Origin of the sequence: Paraburkholderia acidipaludis NBRC 101816, assembly GCF_000684975.1 — a bacterium.
Lineage (GTDB): Bacteria > Pseudomonadota > Gammaproteobacteria > Burkholderiales > Burkholderiaceae > Paraburkholderia > Paraburkholderia acidipaludis.
Genome location: NZ_BAXZ01000002.1, coordinates 277,626 through 294,910 on the forward strand (window position 1 = coordinate 277,626; position 17,285 = coordinate 294,910).

Consider the following 17,285-nt stretch of genomic DNA (forward strand, 5'->3'; position numbering starts at 1 on the left):
TTTTCCGTCGCCGCCAGCGTGTCGGCCGGCGCGTCGACCACGGCAGGCACTGTGCACTGGGCGCTTGCCGGCGCCCGCATGCTGCGCCGCGCAACGCGCTAGACAGTGTAGTGCAGCGGACAAATTGGCGGAGGGAAAGTGTCCCGCGGCATCGTGACACATCGCATCAGGCCGCGCCGGTGCGGTGCAGGCCTTGTCACGCCGGGTTCACGCCGCGAGTCGATCATGTACGGGCAGGCCTCGCTGCGGCCCTGTTTGCTTGCCTTGACTTTCAACAAGGCGCTGCCTACATTGAGATACTGCAGTGCAGCATGGCGCTGCATCACACCATCATCTGGGCTCCGCGCGCCGTGCACGGGCACGCCGCGCCGGACCGGTCGCGCCCTGCGGGCATCGTGTGCGCAGGGCGGCCGCGCGCTCCCCGTTCAAGGAGATTCGCCTCGTGGCTGTTCTCGCCCCCACGCCTCTCGCTGCTGCCTCCGCTGCGCCCCCTTTCGCTCTGCCTGCGCCGGCCGCCGTTCAGCCGTTCTACGACTACCTGTTCGACGCGTGGCAGCGCAGCGTGCTGTTTTTCGACACGTTGCGCGAGCGCGGCAACCAGACCTACGTGCACGAGAAGGAGGGCATGCCGCCCGTGCTGCGTTTCGACTACGAAGTGGTCGCGGACGGGCGCGAGCTGGACGACCCCTGCAATTACGCACTGCTGCGCATCCTGCCCGAAGAAGGCGCACCGACCGATGCGCGCATGCGGCCCTTCGTCGTCATCGATCCGCGCGCGGGCCACGGTCCCGGCATCGCGGGCTTCAAGATGGACAGCGAGGTGGGCATCGCGCTGCGCAAGGGCCATCCGTGCTACTTCGTCACCTTCTTCCCGGTGCCGTGCCCCACGCAGACGATCCAGTCGGTCGGGCAGGCGGAAGCCGTGTTCATCCGCAAGGTGCGCGAACTGCATCCCGAGTCGGACGGCCTGCCGTTCATCATCGGCAACTGCCAGGGTGGCTGGGCCGCGGCGCTGCTCGCGGCGAGCGCGCCGGCGCTGGTCGGCCCGCTCATGCTCGCGGGCTCGCCGCTGTCGTACTGGGCCGGCGTGAAGGGCAAGAACCCCATGCGCTATTCGGGCGGCATGCTCGGCGGTTCGTGGATGTCGTCGCTCGCCGCCGATCTGGGCGACGGCCACTTCGACGGCGCCCATCTCGTGCAGAACTTCGAGAATCTCAATCCCGCGAACACGTTCTGGGGCAAGCTCTACAATCTCTATTCGCGAGTCGATACGGAGCGCGAGCGCTTCCTCGAATTCGAGCGCTGGTGGGGCGGCCACTTCCAGCTCAACCGCGCCGAGATCGACTGGATCGTGCAGAACCTCTTCGTCGGCAATCACCTCACGCGCAACGAGGTGTACGCGAAGAACGCGCGCTCCCCGGTGGACCTGCGCAACATCCGCACGCCGATCATCGTGCTCGCCTCGTGGGGCGACAACATCACGCCGCCGCAGCAGGCCCTGAACTGGATCCCCGACCTCTACGCGAGCGTGGACGAAATCATCGCCAACGAGCAGGTGATCGTCTATTGCCTCCACGACAAGGTGGGGCATCTGGGCATCTTCGTTTCGGCGAGCGTGGCCAATAAGGAGCACACCGAACTGTTTTCGGCGCTCGACCTGATCGACGTGCTGCCGCCGGGCCTCTACGAAGCGAAGATCACCGACACGACGCCGGAGGCGGGCCGCCTCGAATCGCTCGAAGGACGCTATGAGATCGGCTTCGAGCGGCGCACGATCGACGACATCCTCGCGCTGGACGACGGCCGCGCGGACGAGCAGCCGTTCGAGGTGGTGCGCCGCTTCGCCGAGAACAACCAGCGGCTCTACGACCTGACGGTTTCCCCGTTCGTGCGCGCGTCGAGCAACGCGCTCACGGCGCATCTGTTGCGCGAGTCGCATCCGTCGCGCGTGGAGCGCAGCGTGCTGAGCGACGCGAACCCGGCGCTGGCTGCGCTGCCGGTGCTCGCCGAGTCGGTGCGCAAGCATCGCAAGCCTGTCGCGCCCGACAACCCCTTCACGCAGCTCGAACGGCAGATGTCGGCGAGCATCGAGGCCGCCTGGGACCTCTATCGCGACGCACGCGACGCGTGGGTCGAGAACACGTTCTACAGCGTCTATACGGCGCCGTGGGTGCAGGCGCTCGTGGGCGTGGCGCCCGGCCAGCCGCTCGAGCCGATCGGGCCGCCGCTCATGGCGCTGCGCAAGGAGCTCGCGGCGCTGCGGCTGCGCGCGGCGCGCGCGAACCTGCGCAAAGGCACGCTCGTGGATGCGTTCATGCGCATCATGGCGTACCTCGTCGACGAAATGCATACCGTGCAATATCGGCCGTTTCAGCGCATGCGCGAGATGGCGCGCGAGTATCTGGGCGATCGTCAGCCCACCATCGCCGAACTGAAGGAAGCCGCGCGGCGCCAGGGCGCGATCGTGGCGCTCGACCCGCAAGCCGCTATCGAGGCGCTGACCGAAATCATGCCCGATATGCCTACGCGCCGTGCGCTGCTCGCGGCCGTCTACCGCATCGCGACGGTGTCCGGTCCGCTCGAAGGCGAGCGGCGCGACCGCTTCCGGGAAGTGCAGAAGGCGCTTGGCCTCGAGCCCGGCAGCGAGAAGAGCGGCTTGCCGCCGCCGGAAGGGCCGGCCTCGGGCAGCGGGGCGGCGTCCGGCTCCGGCGAAGGCGGTGCGATATCGGGTGTTGCGGGTAATGCGGGTGCGGCGGCGGGTGCGGCCGATGTGACGGCGGCCGGCGCCGACGAGCCGGAGGCGCAAGCCGCGCCGAAGCGCGCCGCCGCGAAGGCGTCGAAGCGTGCCGCGGCTGTCGCCGCCGATGAGGCGGAGGCCCCGCCGGCAGCGCCCGCAAAAGCGGCGAAGCGCGCGCCGGCTCCGGCGAAGGCCAAGACGGCCGCGGCCGCCAAGACACCGGCCGCAGCCAAAACGCCGCGGCGGGCACGCCCGGCTGCTGCGGCGGCACCCGCGCACGGGGCAGGTACGCCGGCCTCGCGCCGCCGCGCCACGCGTTCCGCCGGCGAATGACTCCCGCAGCGAGGTAAGCCATGCAGACTCTTCCCGACCGGCCGCTGGCCGGCATGCGCGCGCTGGTCACGGGCATCGCGAACGCCGAATCGATCGCCTGGGGTTGCGCGCGCGCATTCGCCGAACTCGGCGCGGAGCTCGCGATCACTTACCTGAACGACAAGGCGAAGCCTTACGTCGAGCCGCTCGCGAACGAGCTCGACGCCAAGCTCCTGCTGCCGCTCAACGTCGAGGAAGACGCGCAGATGGAGGCCGTGTTCGACGCCATCCGCGAGACCTGGGGCGCGCTCGACATCGTGCTGCACTCCATCGCCTACGCGCCGAAGGACGACCTGCAGGGCGGCCTGCTGGACTCGTCGGCGCAGGGCTTCGGCTATGCGATGGACGTGTCGTGCCACTCGTTCATCCGCATGGCGAAGCGCGCGACGCCGCTGATGCCGCGCGGCGGCACGCTCTTCGCGATGAGCTACGACGGCGCCAATCGCGTGGTGCCGAACTACAGTCTCATGGGGCCGGTGAAGGCGGCGCTCGAAGCGTCGTGCCGGTATCTGGCCTACGAGCTGGGGCCGCTCGGCATTCGCGTGCACGCCATCTCGCCGGGGCCGCTGAAGACGCGTGCGGCCTCCGGGTTGCCCGACTTCGACCGCATGCTCTCCGAGGCGGTCGATCGCGCGCCGCTGGGCGAGCTCGTGGACATCATGGACGTCGGCTATGCCACCGCGTATCTCGCCACGCGCTACGCGCGCCGCATGAGCGGCAACACGGTGTATGTCGACGGCGGCGCGCACGTCATGGCGTGATGGCGGTGCCGGCTTCGCGCGGATTCAAACTCGCATTACGTTGCGCCGGCAACAAAAAACCAGACGCCTCGCAGAATGCACTGCGAGGCGTCTGGCCCTACGTCAACCGACCGGCTGCAGGATGCGGTCAGTAGTAGCGGTGATGTGCGTACCAGTCGCGGCGGCCCCACCAGGCACGGCCGTCCCAGTAGCGGTCGCCATGCCAGCCGATATAGACCGACGGTGCGGCAACGGCAACCGGCTGATAGGCCACGACCGGGGGCGGCGGCGGTGCGTAGTACGCCGGAGGCGGCGCGGCATAGACCGGAGCCGGAGCGACGTAGACCGGCGCGGGCACGCCGAGGTTCAGGCCGATGGCCACACCCGCCATCGCGGATTGCGATGCGGCGAGAATCAGTGCCCCGGCGCCCAGGGCGGCAAACAGTTTCGCTTTCATTGAGGCCCCCTTCGGTGGAAGAAAGATTGCATGGCTTCAATGTAGCGGGGCGCGCTTCGCCTTGCGTTACCAAACTGCAACAATGTTGGGCCAAATGTTCCAGGGCGCGAAGGCCCGCAGCATCCGCCGTGCCGCGCTGTGCGCCTTGCTGCGGGCGCACGCCGCGCGGACGGTAAAGCCGCGTAATAATGCAGGCCGCTCTGTAATCCTTGTAACGGGCCCGGAATGAAGCTGGCGCGCGCATCGAGGCGCGCCGGCCTTACTGAATGATGACGTTGCCGAAGTTCTGGCGGCCGAACGGGCTCACCTGATAGCCGCTCACGCTGGCGCGCGTGATGGCCGCGGCGGTGGGGTAGCCGAGCGGAATCCACAGCGCCTGATCGTGGATGATCTTCTGCGCGGCTTCATAGAGCTTCACGCGCTTGGCCTGGTCGGCGGTGGCTTTGCCGTCGGCGATCAGCTTGTCGAGCTGCGGGTCGCAAAAGCGCGAGAAGTTGATGCCCGACTTCACGGCGTTGCAACTGAAGAGCGGCGAGAGGTAGTTGTCGGGGTCGCCGTTGTCGCCGGCCCAGCCCATGAACAGCGTATCGTGCTGGCCTTGCTTCGCTTCCTTGATCAGCTCGCCCCACTCGATCACCTTGATGTCCGCCTTCACGCCGATCTTCGCGAAGTCGGCCTGCAGCAGCTCGGCGCTCGCGCGCGGATTCGGGTTCAGCACGCTGCCGTTCGGGCGCACCCAGATCGTCGTCGCAAAGCCGTTCGGGAAGCCCGCGGCGGCGAGCAGCTGCTTCGCCTTCGCCGGGTCGTAGGGGTAGGGCTGGATCGAGCGGTCGTAGCCCCAGGCCGTGGGCGGCCACGGGTTCGTCGCGGGCGTGGCCGTGTTGTCGAACACGGTCTTGAGATAAGTCGTGCGGTCGAACGCCATGTTCAGCGCCTGGCGGACCTTCTGGTTGTCGAGCGGCTTCTTCTGCGTGTTCAGCGCGACGAAGGCGGTCATGAACGCGGGCGTTTGCACCACCCTGAGCGTCTTGTCGCCCTTTGCGATGGCGATGTCGTCGGGCTTCGGCGAAAGCGCGATCAGGCATTCGCCCGTCTTCACCTTCTGCGCGCGCACGGCGGCGTCGGGCGTGATCGCGTAGATCAGGCGGTCCACCTTCGGCTTCGGCCCCCAGTAGGCGGGATTCACTTCATAGCGGATCACCGCGTCCTTCGTGTAGCTCTTCAGCTGGAACGGGCCCGTGCCCACGGGCTGCGCGTTGAGGTCGACCTGCTTGCCGGCCTTCAGCAACTGGTTCGCGTACTCGGCGGAGTAGATCGACGCGAAGCCCATCGTCAGGATCGAGAGAAAGGTCGAATTCGGCTCGGTCAGTACGAACTTCACCGTGCCGTCGTCCACCTTCGAAACCGACTTGACGAGCTTCGCGAGACCCATCGACTGCGCATGCGGGAAGCCGCTCGGTCCCGTCACGCTGTGCCAGGGGTTGTTCGCGTCGAGCATGCGGCCGAAGGTGAAGACGACGTCGTCGGCGTCGAGGGCGCGCGTGGGCTTGAACCATGCGGTGGTCTGGAACTGCACGTTCGGGCGGAGATGGAACGTGTAGGTCAGGCCGTCGGCGCTCACGTCCCAGCGGTCGGCGAGGGCCGGCACGACCTTTTTCGCGGCCTCGTCGTACGAGACGAGCGAGTTGAAGATCACGTCGGCCGAGGCGTTCGTCGTCACGAGCGAATTGAACTGCACGACGTCGAAGCCGTCCGGGCTTGATTCCGTGCAGACCGTCAGCGGCTTCGCGAGTGCGGGCGCAACGGCGAGCGCGAGCGCGGCGCCGAGGGTGCAGGCGGCGACGTTGCGCAGACGGGCGAGCACGGGGACAGGCGAGGTGAAGCGCATGGGATCTCCGGTTGTCGGGGCAAGCCTGGATTCAGTCGCTCGCGGCGGTGCGCGGTTTGCGCGGCGCTTTCTCGAACAGACGGTCGTAGAGCCAGCGCGGCAGGACGCGCAGCAGCGCGGCCACCACGCGCATCGGCCAGGGAAACACGGCGAACGACGTGCCGCGCGCGATCGCATTCGCGGTCTTCGCGGCGAAACGGTCGGCGTCCATGAGGAACGGCATGGGGTAGGGATTCTTCGCCGTCATCGGCGTGCGGATGTAGCCGGGCGCGATCGTGACGACCTGCACGCCGAACGGCCGCATCTCGACGCGCAGCGATTCGAGATAAGCGAACGCCGCGGCCTTCGAGGCGCTGTACGCCCCCGAGCCCGGCAGCCCGCGCACGCCGGCCACGCTCGCAATGCCGACGAGCGTGCCGCGCCGCGCTTCGCTCATCGCGGCGGCGAACGGCTCGAAGGTGGCGACCATGCCGAAGTAGTTGATGTCCATCACGTCGCGAAAGGCCGCGAGGTCGCCCTGGCCGGTGATGACGCCGCCGCTCACGCCGGCGTTGGCGATCACGATGTCGGGCAAGCCGTGTTCGGCGATGAAGGCGCGCGCGGCGTGAGCGAGCGCGTCGGCGTCGCGCACGTCGGCGGGGTAGATCGAGATGGCGTGCTGCGGGTGAGCTTGCCGGAAGCCGGCGAGGGCCTCGGCGCGGCGCGCGACGAGCCCGAGGATGGCGCCGCGCCGCGCGTATTCGGCGGCCAGCGCGGCGCCAATGCCGCTCGACGCGCCGGTGATGAAGACCTTCAGCGGTTGACTCATACCGGCGCGCCGGGGCTTACATCTTCTTCGCGCGGATTTGCGAGACGAGGAAATCGAGCACCTGGATCGTGCCCGGCAGGCTGTTGGTCGCGGCGGGGCCCGTTTCGTACTTGCCCTGCACGGCGAGCGTGGGCACGCCGTCGATCTTGTACGCGTCGAGGAGCGCCTTGTCGCGCTGGAGCTCGCTCTGCGTCGAGAACGAGTTGTACGCTTCCATGTACTTCTTCGGATCGACGCCCTGCGTGGCGAGGAACTTGGCCTGGTCTTCCGGCGTGAGCAGGTAGTCCTTGTTCACGTGGATCTCGTTGAACACGGCGGGCGTGAGCTTGTTCGCGAGGCCGAGCGCGTCGAGCGCATAGTACATTTTCGAGTGCGGGATGAAGTCGTCGCGGAATGCCACCGGCACGCGCTTGAACACGACATCCGGCTCCTGCTTCTTGATCCACGCCTCCAGGTACGGGTCGAATTCGTTGCAGTGCGGGCAGCCATACCACATGAACTCGATGACCTCGATCTTGCCAGCGGGCACGTCGAGCGGCTGCTGCGCGGCGAGGACCGTGTAGTCCTTGCCGGCCACGGGCGCCGCGGGCGAAGCATGCGCGGCGCCGGCGAGCATCGAAAGGGAAAGCAAAAGCGTACCAAGAAGTCGTTTCATGTTCTTCTGACTCGTGTTGACGCGACCGGCGGGGCCGGTCGTCTCGTTTTTTACTGCTTCGTGAAGCGGATGACGGCCGTATCGATACCGGCGTCGGACAGGCGCTGACGCGTGGAGTTCATGTCGTCGAACTTCGCGAACGGGCCGATGCGGACTCGATAATACGTGACCCCGCCCGCGTCGCGCTGCGTGACCTTCGACTCGAAGCCCTGGAACGCGAGGCGCGCGCGCTGCTGTTCGGCGTCGCCCGAGGTCTTGTAGGCGCCCACCTGCAGGAAGTAGCCGGTGTTGGCGTCATTGGCGGACGGTGCGGCCGAACTGCCCTGCGCGGGTTTCGCGCCCGGCGCGGGGATGGCCGTGGCCGGCTTCTGCGGTTCGTTGTTCGCGAGGATCTGGGCCGGGTTGGGCGACGACTGCGGCTTCGCCGCGGGGGCCGCGTTGTTGCCGGCGGAAGGCGCGGGCGCGACGGCCACGCCGTTCGCGTTGCCGTTATCCTGCGCCGAGCCCGAAGGCGGCACTTCCACGATCTGCGGCTCCGCGAGCATGCCCGACGACTGCGACGGGTTCGTGCTCTGGCCCGGCGCGGTGTTGGGCGGCGCGCTCTGCGCGGCCTGCGGCACCGGCTGGCCCGGCGACTTGCCCTGCAGGGCGCGGTTCGGATCGTACTGGCCGCCGGCGTCGCTCGCATCGGAGGCGGGCGGCGCGACCTTCGCGACGAACGGCGTGGGCGCGCGCGTGATGTAGAGCGCCACCACCACCGCGATCGCAAGGCCGACAATCAGGCCCAGCACGATGCCGAGGAACGTGCCCCCGGACTGTTTCGACTGCTGCTTCGTATTGCTGCGGCGCGGTTTTGCCATCGTCTGAATCACCTGCAAACAAGGGAATCCTGGAATGGCCGCCCGCTCGGGAAGCAGGCGGCCCCATGCATGTTGCTTCGTGTGTGCTGTCGTGCGGTAAGTTCGTTACATGCGCTCGGGCGCCGAAACGCCGATCACCGCGAGGCCGTTCGCGAGAACCTGGCGCGTCGCCGCGAGCAGCGCGACGCGGGCGTCGCGCTCGTCGGCATTGTCGACCAGAACGCGTTCGGCATTGTAGAACGAGTGAAACTCGGCGGCGAGTTCGCGCAGGTAGAACGCGACGGCGTGCGGCGCGAGTTCGGCGGCGGCGTGCGTGAGCATGTCGGGGAACTCGGCGAGCTTGCCGATCAGGGCCAGCGCGCGCTCGCTGGAAAGCGGCGCGAGGTCGACCCGCGGCAGCGCGGCGAGATTGCCGCCGTGCTTCGCCTGCCAGTCGGCGAGGATCGTCGAGATGCGCGCGTGCGCGTACTGCACGTAGTAGACGGGGTTCTCGTCGTTCTGCTTGAGCGCGAGGTCGATGTCGAACACGAACTCGGTGTCCGCCTTACGCGAGATCAGGAAGAAGCGCACGGCGTCGCGGCCGCGGCGAATGGTCGCTTCGTCGAGCAGGTCGGGAGAAACTTCGCTGCCTGGGTTGGCGCCGCCCGACCATTCGATCAGGTCGCGCACGGTCACGTAGCTGCCCGCGCGCTTGGAGATCTTCACTTCCTGGCCGTCGCGCATCACCGTGACCATCTTGTGCAGGACGTAGTCGGGATAGCCCTTCGGAATGCCGACGCCGAGCGCCTGCAGGCCCGCGCGCACGCGTGCGATGGTGCCGTGGTGGTCCGAGCCCTGGATGTTGATGACCTTCGTGAAGCCGCGCTCCCACTTGGTGACGTGGTAGGCGACGTCGGGCAGGAAGTAGGTATACGTGCCGTCGGACTTGCGCATCACGCGGTCCTTGTCGTCGCCGTATTCGGTGGTCTTGAGCCACAGCGCGCCGTCCTGCTCGTAGGTTTCGCCCGAGGCGACGAGCGCCTCGACGGTCTTCTCCACGCGGCCTTCCGTGTAGAGCGACGATTCGAGGTAGTACTGGTTGAATTTCACGCCGAACGCCTGCAGGTCGAGATCCTGCTCGTGGCGCAGGTAGGCCACGGCGAAGCGGCGGATCGCGTCGAGGTCGTCGGGGTTCTGCGCGCCCTTCACGGGTTCGCCGTCCTTCGCGGCGACGGTCTCGCCCGCGAGGTAGTCGCGCGCGATGTCGGCGATGTACTCGCCGTTGTAGGCGGCTTCCGGCCACTCGGCGTCGCCGGGCTTGAAGCCGCGCGCGCGCGCCTGGGTGGAGATGGCGAGGTTGCCGATCTGCACGCCCGCGTCGTTGTAGTAGAACTCGCGATGCACGTCGTAGCCCTGCGAGGCCAGTACGTTCGAGATCGCGTCGCCGAGCGCGGCCTGGCGGCCGTGGCCGACGTGCAGCGGGCCCGTGGGATTCGCCGAAACGAACTCGACCAGCACGTGCCTGCCCGCTTCGCGCTGCGAGCGGCCGAACGCTTCGCCTTCGGCGAACACGGCGCCGATCACGGCGCGCTTCGCGGTGGCGGCAAGGCGCAGGTTGATGAAGCCGGGACCTGCCACTTCGGCGGCCTCGACGAGGCCTTGGGCAGCGGGCAGCGCAAGCGCGGCGTCCACGATCTGCTGGGCGAGCTGGCGCGGATTGGCGCGCAGCGGCTTGGCGAGCTGCATCGCCACGTTGCAGGCGACGTCGCCGTGCGCGGCGACCTTCGGACGCTCGAGCGTGATCGCGGGGGCGACGAATGTGGCTTCGGTGGCGCCGTCGAGGGCCTTGGCCACCTGGCCCACGGCGTCGGCGAGCAAGGTCTCCAGGGTGTGTTTCTGTGCGGGCAGCATGCTTGTTGCAGGTCCTGTGCGGGTAGTTTGGGAGCGCCTGGCCGCGCTTCGGGCCGAATTTGGCCGATCCGGGTCGAACTGGCCATCCGGCCGTTCGTGCGGGCGCCTGGCCGTCGAATACAAGGTGGGGGCGGGCATCGTGCCCCGGGCGTGCTTCTCGCGGCCATGAGAAGCGCGGCCCGCCGCGGGGCGCGGCCTCGCATTTCTAGCGGCCGCGCCCTGCGGGTAATTCCGTTCAGACGGATTTTAGCAGGTGCTAATATGTGAAATGAGAACCTCGGCAAGGGCGAATGCCATCCGGATGCGGCTGCCGCACCGGTTGCCTGCCGGGACCCTTTCTCCGGCTGCGTCTCGCCGGCAGCACCTGGCCGGCTTTGCCGTTTCAGTCTCCCGGCCTGTCCGTCGAGCGCGCGGACCTCAAAAAATCAAAAGGGAACAGTCATGCTGGTTACATTCAAATGCCGTGCGTCGCCCGACGTCACGATGCTGGAAAATCTCGCTCAATACCTGCTCGGCATTATCGGCAAGCGGCTCGGGCCGCGCGGTGTGATCATGCACGACGAACTCGACGCCGCGATCACGAAGCTCGAGGCGGCGATTGCCACCGACAAAAGGGAGCGCGCCGAACACGAAGGCCATTTCCACGAGGGCGAAGAGGGTCACGAACACCATGAGCTGCCGGTCGGCCTTGCCCAGCGCGCCTTCCCGTTCCTCGACATGCTGCGCGAGGCCCGCAAGGGGCAGAACGATATTGTTTGGGGGATTTGAGCGGGGTGTGTGCAGATGGTGGGGACGCGATTGGCGTTTCCCGCGTTCCTGAGTGCCAAAGACAAGAGCCCGCAAACCGCGGGCTCTTGTCTTTGGTGCGCCGCCCTGCGCGGCATCGTGCTTACTGGCTGGCGGCTGCCGGCGCTGCGGTCGAAGTGGCCGAAGCGGCACCCTTCTTCGCCTTTTTCTTCTTCGGCTTCTTCACGTGCTTTTCGGTGGGGGCGGAATACGACGAAACCGCGCTCGCTTCCGGATGAGAGGCCGGCTGGGCGAACGACGGCTGGGCGAGCGCAGCAACGCCGAATGCGGTCAATATCAACATCAGCTTCTTCATACGATTTCTCCGTCGAGTGTTGCTTTTAAGGATTTGCTGATGAGCGAGCCGGGAAGATGGCGGGCGGCGGCGCATTTCGCGCCCGTCCGCCTGGCTCGTTTGGCCCGTCTGGCCTGGGGTGGTGCCAGCTCATCTTACAAAGACGAAAAGTCGCGCGTGTCAAATATTCAGCCTATCGGCCGGCATATATCGCGGCGCGGCAACGCAAGGGTTGCGGCGCCGCGGATCGCAGGAAAAGCGGCAACGGCAAGCTGCCGCCGAATCGTCGGGCCAAGGGAGGCCGGGAAGCGCTACGCCGTGTCTCAGAGCAGTGGTGCGAGCGCGCGGCGAGCGTCCTCGTCGGAGAGCGCCATGCGGCGTCCGAAGTCGGCGAGCTGGTCGGCGCCGATCTTGCCGACCGAGAAGTACGTGCTGTCCGGATGCGCCAGATAGAAGCCCGAAACGCTCGCGGCCGGCAGCATGGCGAGCGATTCCGTCACGCTCATGCCGATCTCGCCTGCCTGCAGGAACTCGAACATGTCGCGCTTCACGAGGTGGTCGGGGCACGCCGGATAGCCCGGCGCCGGCCGGATGCCCACGTACTTCTCGTCGATCAGCGCGTTGTTGTCGAGTGTTTCGCCGGACGCGTAGCCCCACAGGTCGCGGCGCACGCGCGCGTGCATGGCCTCGGCGTAGGCTTCCGCGAAGCGGTCCGCGAGCGCCTTGAGCATGATCGCGCTGTAGTCGTCGTGATCCTTTTCGAACTGCGCTTCCTTCACGTCCACGCCTATGCCGGCTGTTACCGCGAACATGCCGATGTAGTCGGCCACGCCCGAGTCTTTTGGCGCGATGAAATCGGCGAGCGAGCGGTTCGGCCGCATCACGCCGTCCACCACGGGGCGCACGGACTGCTGGCGCAAGTTGCGCCACGTGAGCGCGACTTCGCGGCGCGATTCGTCGGTGTAGATCTCGATGTCGTCGTCATTGACGGTGTTCGCGGGCAGCAGCGCGATCACGCCATTGGCCTGCAGCCAGCGGCCCTGGATCAGGCGCGCGAGCATCGACTTCGCGTCGGAGAACACCTTGCGCGCCGATTCGCCCACGATCTCGTCGTTGAGTATCGCCGGATACGGGCCGGCCAGATCCCAGGTCTGGAAGAACGGACCCCAGTCGATGTAGTTCGCGAGCTCGTTCAGGTCGAAGTTCTTGAACACGCGGCGACCGATGAACTTCGGCTTGACGGGCTGGTAGCCCGCCCAGTCGATCTTCGTCTTGTTCGCGCGCGCCTCTTCGAGCGTCACGAGCGGCGTGGCCTTGCGATTGGCGTGCTGGTCGCGGATGCGGTCGTAATCGTTCTTGAGCTCGTCGATGTACTTCGCCGCGCCTTCGTCGGAAAGCAGGCTCGACGCCACCGAAACCGAGCGCGACGCGTCGGGCACGTACACGACCGGCCCTTCGTAATGCGGCGCGATCTTCACGGCCGTGTGCACGCGCGAGGTGGTTGCGCCGCCGATCAGCAGCGGAATCTTCTTGATGCGGAAGTAGTCGTCGCGCTGCATTTCGCTCGCGACATAGGCCATCTCTTCGAGCGACGGCGTGATCAGGCCGGAGAGCCCGACGATATCCGCGCCCTCGACCTTCGCCCTGGCGAGAATCTCGTTGCACGGGACCATCACGCCCATGTTGACCACTTCGAAGTTGTTGCACTGGAGCACGACCGAAACGATGTTCTTGCCGATGTCGTGCACGTCGCCCTTCACGGTCGCGATAACGATCTTGCCCTTCGCACGCACGTCGCCGCCCGCTTCGGCGAGCAGGCGTTTTTCTTCCTCGATGAACGGGATCAGGTGCGCCACGGCCTGCTTCATCACGCGCGCCGACTTCACCACCTGCGGCAGGAACATCTTGCCCTGGCCGAACAGGTCGCCGACCACGTTCATGCCGTCCATGAGCGGGCCTTCGATCACGTTGATCGGGCGGCCGCCGCCGTCCATGATCTTCGCGCGCGCTTCTTCGGTGTCCTCTACGATGAAGTTCGTGATGCCATGCACGAGCGCATGCGCGAGACGCTTCTCGACGGGCTGGTTGCGCCATTCGAGGTTCTCTTCTTTCTTCGCGGCGCCGGTCTTGAACTTGTCGGCGATTTCGAGCAGGCGGTCGGTCGCGTCTTCGCGGCGGTTGAGCACCACGTCTTCCACGCGATCGCGCAGCTCGGGATCGAGGTCGGCATACACGCCGAGCTGGCCCGCGTTGACGATGCCCATGTCCATGCCCGCCTGAATGGCGTAGTAGAGGAACACGGTGTGGATCGCCTCGCGCACCGGGTCGTTGCCGCGAAACGAGAACGACACGTTCGAAACGCCGCCACTGATCTTCGCGTGCGGCAGATTCTGCTTGATCCAGCGCGTCGCCTCGATGAAGTCGACCGCATAGTTGTTGTGCTCCTCGATGCCCGTCGCGACAGCGAAGATGTTCGGGTCGAAGATGATGTCTTCCGGCAGAAACCCTACCTCGTTCACGAGCACGTCGTACGAGCGCTTGCAGATTTCGGTCTTGCGCGCGTAGGTGTCGGCCTGACCTTGTTCGTCGAAGGCCATCACGACGGCCGCCGCGCCATAGCGGCGAATCAGCTTCGCGTGATGGATGAAGGGTTCCTTGCCTTCCTTCAGCGAGATCGAATTCACGATCGCCTTGCCCTGCACGCATTGCAGGCCCGCCTCGATCACGTCCCACTTCGACGAGTCGATCATGATCGGCACGCGCGCGATGTCGGGCTCCGAGGCGATCAGGTTCATGAAGCGCACCATCGCCGCCTTCGAGTCGAGCATGGCTTCGTCCATGTTGACGTCGATGACCTGCGCGCCGTTCTCGACCTGCTGGCGCGCGACCGCGAGCGCTTCGTCGAACTGGCCGTTCAGGATCATCCGCGCAAACGCCTTCGAGCCGGTCACGTTCGTGCGCTCGCCGACGTTGATGAACAGCGTGCCTTCGTTGACGTTGAAGGGTTCGAGGCCGGAAAGGCGCAGGGTGTGGTCAGTCATGGCGTGGGACCGGATCGTGTGGTGTCTCGGAAGGGCGGGGCGTGGAGTCGGCGATAGAGTGGCGATAAAGCAGCGGCGAGCGCGGCTCAGGCCGCGTCGCGATACTGGCCGGGCCAGCGGCGCGGCTTGATCTCGGCGAGCGCCTTCGCGATCGCGGCGATGTGCTCGGGTGTGGTGCCGCAGCAGCCGCCCGCGACGTTCACGAGACCGGCCGTGGCGAATTCCTTCAGGAGCCCGGACGTATCGGCCGGCGTTTCGTCGAAGCCCGTTTCGCTCATCGGATTCGGCAGGCCCGCGTTCGGATAGCACGAGACGTAGGTGTCGCAGAGCTTCGCGAGTTCGGCGATGTACGGGCGCATGAGCGCCGCGCCGAGTGCGCAGTTCAGCCCGAACGTGAGCGGCTTCGCGTGGCGCAGCGAATTCCAGAATGCCTCGACGGTTTGCCCCGAGAGAATGCGGCCCGATGCGTCGGTTACGGTGCCCGAGATCATGATGGGCAGGATCTCGCCGGTGTCTTCGAACAACTGGTCGAGCGCGAAGAGCGCGGCCTTGGCATTGAGCGTGTCGAAGATCGTCTCGACGAGGAACAGGTCGCAGCCGCCTTCCATGAGCGCCTTCGCCTGTTCGTAGTACGCCACGCGCAGCTCTTCGAACGTGACGTTGCGCGCGCCCGGGTCGTTCACGTCGGGCGAAATGCTTGCGGTCTTCGGCGTCGGTCCGATCGCGCCGGCGACGAAGCGCGGCTTGTCCGGCGTCGAATACTTGTCGCACGCCGCGCGCGCGAGCTTTGCCGACTCGACGTTCATCTCGACGGCGAGCTCGCCCATACCGTAGTCGTCCTGAGCGACCGTGGTGGCGCCGAACGTGTTGGTCTCGATGATGTCCGCGCCCGCGGCGAGGTACTGCTCGTGAATCTCGCTGATGATCTGCGGCTGCGTGAGCGAGAGCAGCTCGTTGTTGCCCTTGATGTCGCGCGGGTAGTCCTTGAAGCGTTCGCCACGGTATGCGGCTTCGTCGAGCTTGTAGCGCTGGATCATCGTGCCCATCGCGCCGTCGAGGATCACGATGCGCGAAGCGAGCAGCGCGGGCAGGGCGGCGCCGCGCGTGTAGCGCCCGCTTGCGGCCGGATGGCCGGAGGCGGCGCTGGAGACGGTATCTGCAGGCTGGTTCATGGAGGGCGGACGGGCTTGGCGCCGGTTGAACGAGGAAACCCACTATTGTAGCCGCAGCCGGGGCGCCCCGCCCGGCGCTGCCGTGGGGCCGGGCCGCTCGAAGACAACCCGAGGAGAACGTTCAAAAGAAAACCCCGGCCGCCGAAGCGGACGGGGTTTCCCTGAGCACGTGTGCCGCGGTCTACGCAGGCCCGGTGCGGTTTCGGCGAGGCACTTCAGAAGCGCCTCAAGGAAGTACCTCAGTGAAGCACCTCAGTGAAGCACTACGGGCTGCTGCATGAGACTGTCGAATTGACCGAGGAATTCGTCGACTTCGTCGGGCGTCTGTTCCTCCTGCATCAGCTTTTGCACATGCTCGCGAAAGCTTGCCGCCATCACGCCGTCGATAAATATCTCGCGGCGCGCATTCTTGTCGACGATTTCATAGCCCCCGGCGTTCATCGCGACGTGGCCGTCCTGCGGGGGGAATTCGACAACGCAATAATTGGGACTGTTGTAGATCATCTGCATGGCGACACTCCTTTTCCTGTGCTCCCTGGCTTTGCAGCCTCTTTGCTTGTGACCATACATGGAGCGTTCGTGCTGGAATTCAAGGGGCTTGCGTTGCAGCTCATCCGGCGTGCCCGCCCTTTGACTTCCGCTTCTTGCCAGCCTCGCTGTCATCGTTCCGGTTGCACTCGTTAGACTGCCCGACGCAGAAACGTTTCAAGCAAAGCCGCAAACCTGTGGGACTCCTCTACCGGGGCCAGATGGGCCGCATCAAGTATCTCGAAACGGGCGCCCTCGATGGCCTGCGCAAGCGCTTCGGTGACGGCGACGGGCGTGCCGCCGTCATAACGGCCGGCAATGGCGAGCGTCGGCATGCGCAATGCTGCGAGCTTCACATGGACGTCGAAATCGCGCAGCGCCTCACAGGCCATGGCATAACCTTCCGAAGCTGTCCGTAATAAAACGTCACAAATTTTCTCGACCGTGTCGCGATGCATACGACGAAAGTCGGCCGTGAACCAGCGCTCCATCGTTGCGGTTGCGAGTGCGGCTGTGCCTTCGCGGCGCACGAGCGCGGCGCGTTGGTTCCACATGTCGCGCGCTTCGGGCGGCGTGCGGCTCGACGTGTCGCAAAGCGTGAGCGAGAGCACGCGCGCCGGATAGTCGATCGCGAACTGCTGCGCGATCATGCCGCCCATCGACATGCCGACGAGATGCGTGGTCGTCACGCCCATGGCGTCGAGCATGGCGCGCAGATCGGCGGCGAGGTGTGCGAAGCCGTACGGTTCGCGTGAAATGGCACTCGCACCATGACCGCGCACGTCGTAGCGCAGCACGCCGTAGCGATGCCGGAAATGGCCCGCAAGCGGATCCCATACGGTGAGGTCGCCGCCCAGTTGATGCACGAACGTGAGCATGGGACCGCCACTGCGGTCGTCGAGGACGTAGTGCGTATCGATGCCGTTGACAGTCACTTGCATGGTTTCCTCCTTCACGTTGCGGGTCGGGAGTCAGGCCGTCTGCGAGGTGCTGCGTGGACGCGATGCCGGTGAAGCAACCCGCGCGCCCGTTGATGCCTGCCGGTGCGCGGGACGA

14 protein-coding genes are annotated in these 17,285 nt (G+C 66.5%); 3 read left to right on the forward strand and 11 right to left on the reverse strand.

Annotation, left to right across the window (positions count from 1 at the left end; all coding sequences use genetic code 11):
- Nucleotides 1–442: 442 nt before the first annotated feature.
- Both BAC01S_RS30100 and fabI read left to right on the forward strand, forming a co-directional pair.
- On the forward strand, nucleotides 443–3,070 hold the full coding sequence (locus BAC01S_RS30100) for a DUF3141 domain-containing protein (RefSeq protein ID WP_322786881.1): 2,628 nt from the start codon (nucleotides 443–445) through the stop codon (nucleotides 3,068–3,070).
- 20 nt (nucleotides 3,071–3,090) lie between these two features.
- Complete coding sequence (gene fabI / locus BAC01S_RS02370) at nucleotides 3,091–3,870, forward strand: enoyl-ACP reductase FabI (RefSeq protein WP_027793317.1); 780 nt, start codon at nucleotides 3,091–3,093, stop codon at nucleotides 3,868–3,870.
- A gap of 127 nt (nucleotides 3,871–3,997) precedes the next feature.
- Here fabI and BAC01S_RS02375 read toward each other — a convergent pair whose 3' ends face one another.
- From BAC01S_RS02375 to argS, 6 genes are all read right to left on the reverse strand, one after another.
- On the reverse strand, nucleotides 3,998–4,306 hold the full coding sequence (locus tag BAC01S_RS02375) for a hypothetical protein (RefSeq protein ID WP_027793318.1): 309 nt from the start codon (nucleotides 4,304–4,306) through the stop codon (nucleotides 3,998–4,000).
- A gap of 259 nt (nucleotides 4,307–4,565) precedes the next feature.
- Nucleotides 4,566–6,194, reverse strand: coding sequence for an ABC transporter substrate-binding protein (locus BAC01S_RS02380; RefSeq protein ID WP_043200875.1), 1,629 nt, complete (start codon nucleotides 6,192–6,194; stop codon nucleotides 4,566–4,568).
- 31 nt (nucleotides 6,195–6,225) lie between these two features.
- Entirely contained in the window at nucleotides 6,226–7,002 is a 777-nt protein-coding gene (locus BAC01S_RS02385; RefSeq protein ID WP_027793320.1) for an SDR family oxidoreductase, read from the reverse strand.
- Nucleotides 7,003–7,018: 16 nt separating this feature from the next.
- A complete protein-coding gene (locus BAC01S_RS02390) occupies nucleotides 7,019–7,657 on the reverse strand; it encodes a thiol:disulfide interchange protein DsbA/DsbL (protein WP_027793321.1) in 639 nt (212 codons plus the stop codon).
- 50 nt (nucleotides 7,658–7,707) lie between these two features.
- Nucleotides 7,708–8,517, reverse strand: coding sequence for an SPOR domain-containing protein (locus BAC01S_RS02395; protein WP_245616483.1), 810 nt, complete (start codon nucleotides 8,515–8,517; stop codon nucleotides 7,708–7,710).
- 105 nt (nucleotides 8,518–8,622) lie between these two features.
- Nucleotides 8,623–10,407, reverse strand: coding sequence for an arginine--tRNA ligase (gene argS, locus BAC01S_RS02400; RefSeq protein ID WP_027793323.1), 1,785 nt, complete (start codon nucleotides 10,405–10,407; stop codon nucleotides 8,623–8,625).
- 441 nt (nucleotides 10,408–10,848) lie between these two features.
- Here argS and BAC01S_RS02405 point away from each other — a divergent pair, with 441 nt between their 5' ends.
- Entirely contained in the window at nucleotides 10,849–11,175 is a 327-nt protein-coding gene (locus BAC01S_RS02405) for a DUF1840 domain-containing protein (protein WP_043200876.1), read from the forward strand.
- Between the two features lie 121 nt (nucleotides 11,176–11,296).
- Here the strand turns inward: BAC01S_RS02405 and BAC01S_RS02410 are convergent, their stop codons facing one another.
- The 5 genes from BAC01S_RS02410 to BAC01S_RS02430 all read right to left on the reverse strand — a co-directional run bounded on the left by BAC01S_RS02410 (nucleotide 11,297) and on the right by BAC01S_RS02430 (nucleotide 17,170).
- On the reverse strand, nucleotides 11,297–11,509 hold the full coding sequence (locus BAC01S_RS02410; protein WP_027793325.1) for a hypothetical protein: 213 nt from the start codon (nucleotides 11,507–11,509) through the stop codon (nucleotides 11,297–11,299).
- 302 nt (nucleotides 11,510–11,811) lie between these two features.
- Nucleotides 11,812–14,544 carry a methionine synthase gene (gene metH / locus BAC01S_RS02415; protein WP_281175871.1) on the reverse strand — a complete coding sequence of 911 codons (2,733 nt, stop codon included), beginning with the start codon at nucleotides 14,542–14,544 and terminating at the stop codon, nucleotides 11,812–11,814.
- A 71-nt stretch (nucleotides 14,545–14,615) separates the two neighbouring features.
- Entirely contained in the window at nucleotides 14,616–15,701 is a 1,086-nt protein-coding gene (locus BAC01S_RS02420; RefSeq protein ID WP_027793327.1) for a homocysteine S-methyltransferase family protein, read from the reverse strand.
- Nucleotides 15,702–15,953: 252 nt separating this feature from the next.
- A complete protein-coding gene (locus tag BAC01S_RS02425) occupies nucleotides 15,954–16,211 on the reverse strand; it encodes a BTH_I0359 family protein (protein ID WP_027793328.1) in 258 nt (85 codons plus the stop codon).
- 170 nt (nucleotides 16,212–16,381) lie between these two features.
- Complete coding sequence (locus BAC01S_RS02430) at nucleotides 16,382–17,170, reverse strand: alpha/beta fold hydrolase (RefSeq protein WP_027793329.1); 789 nt, start codon at nucleotides 17,168–17,170, stop codon at nucleotides 16,382–16,384.
- Nucleotides 17,171–17,285 lie beyond the last annotated feature (115 nt).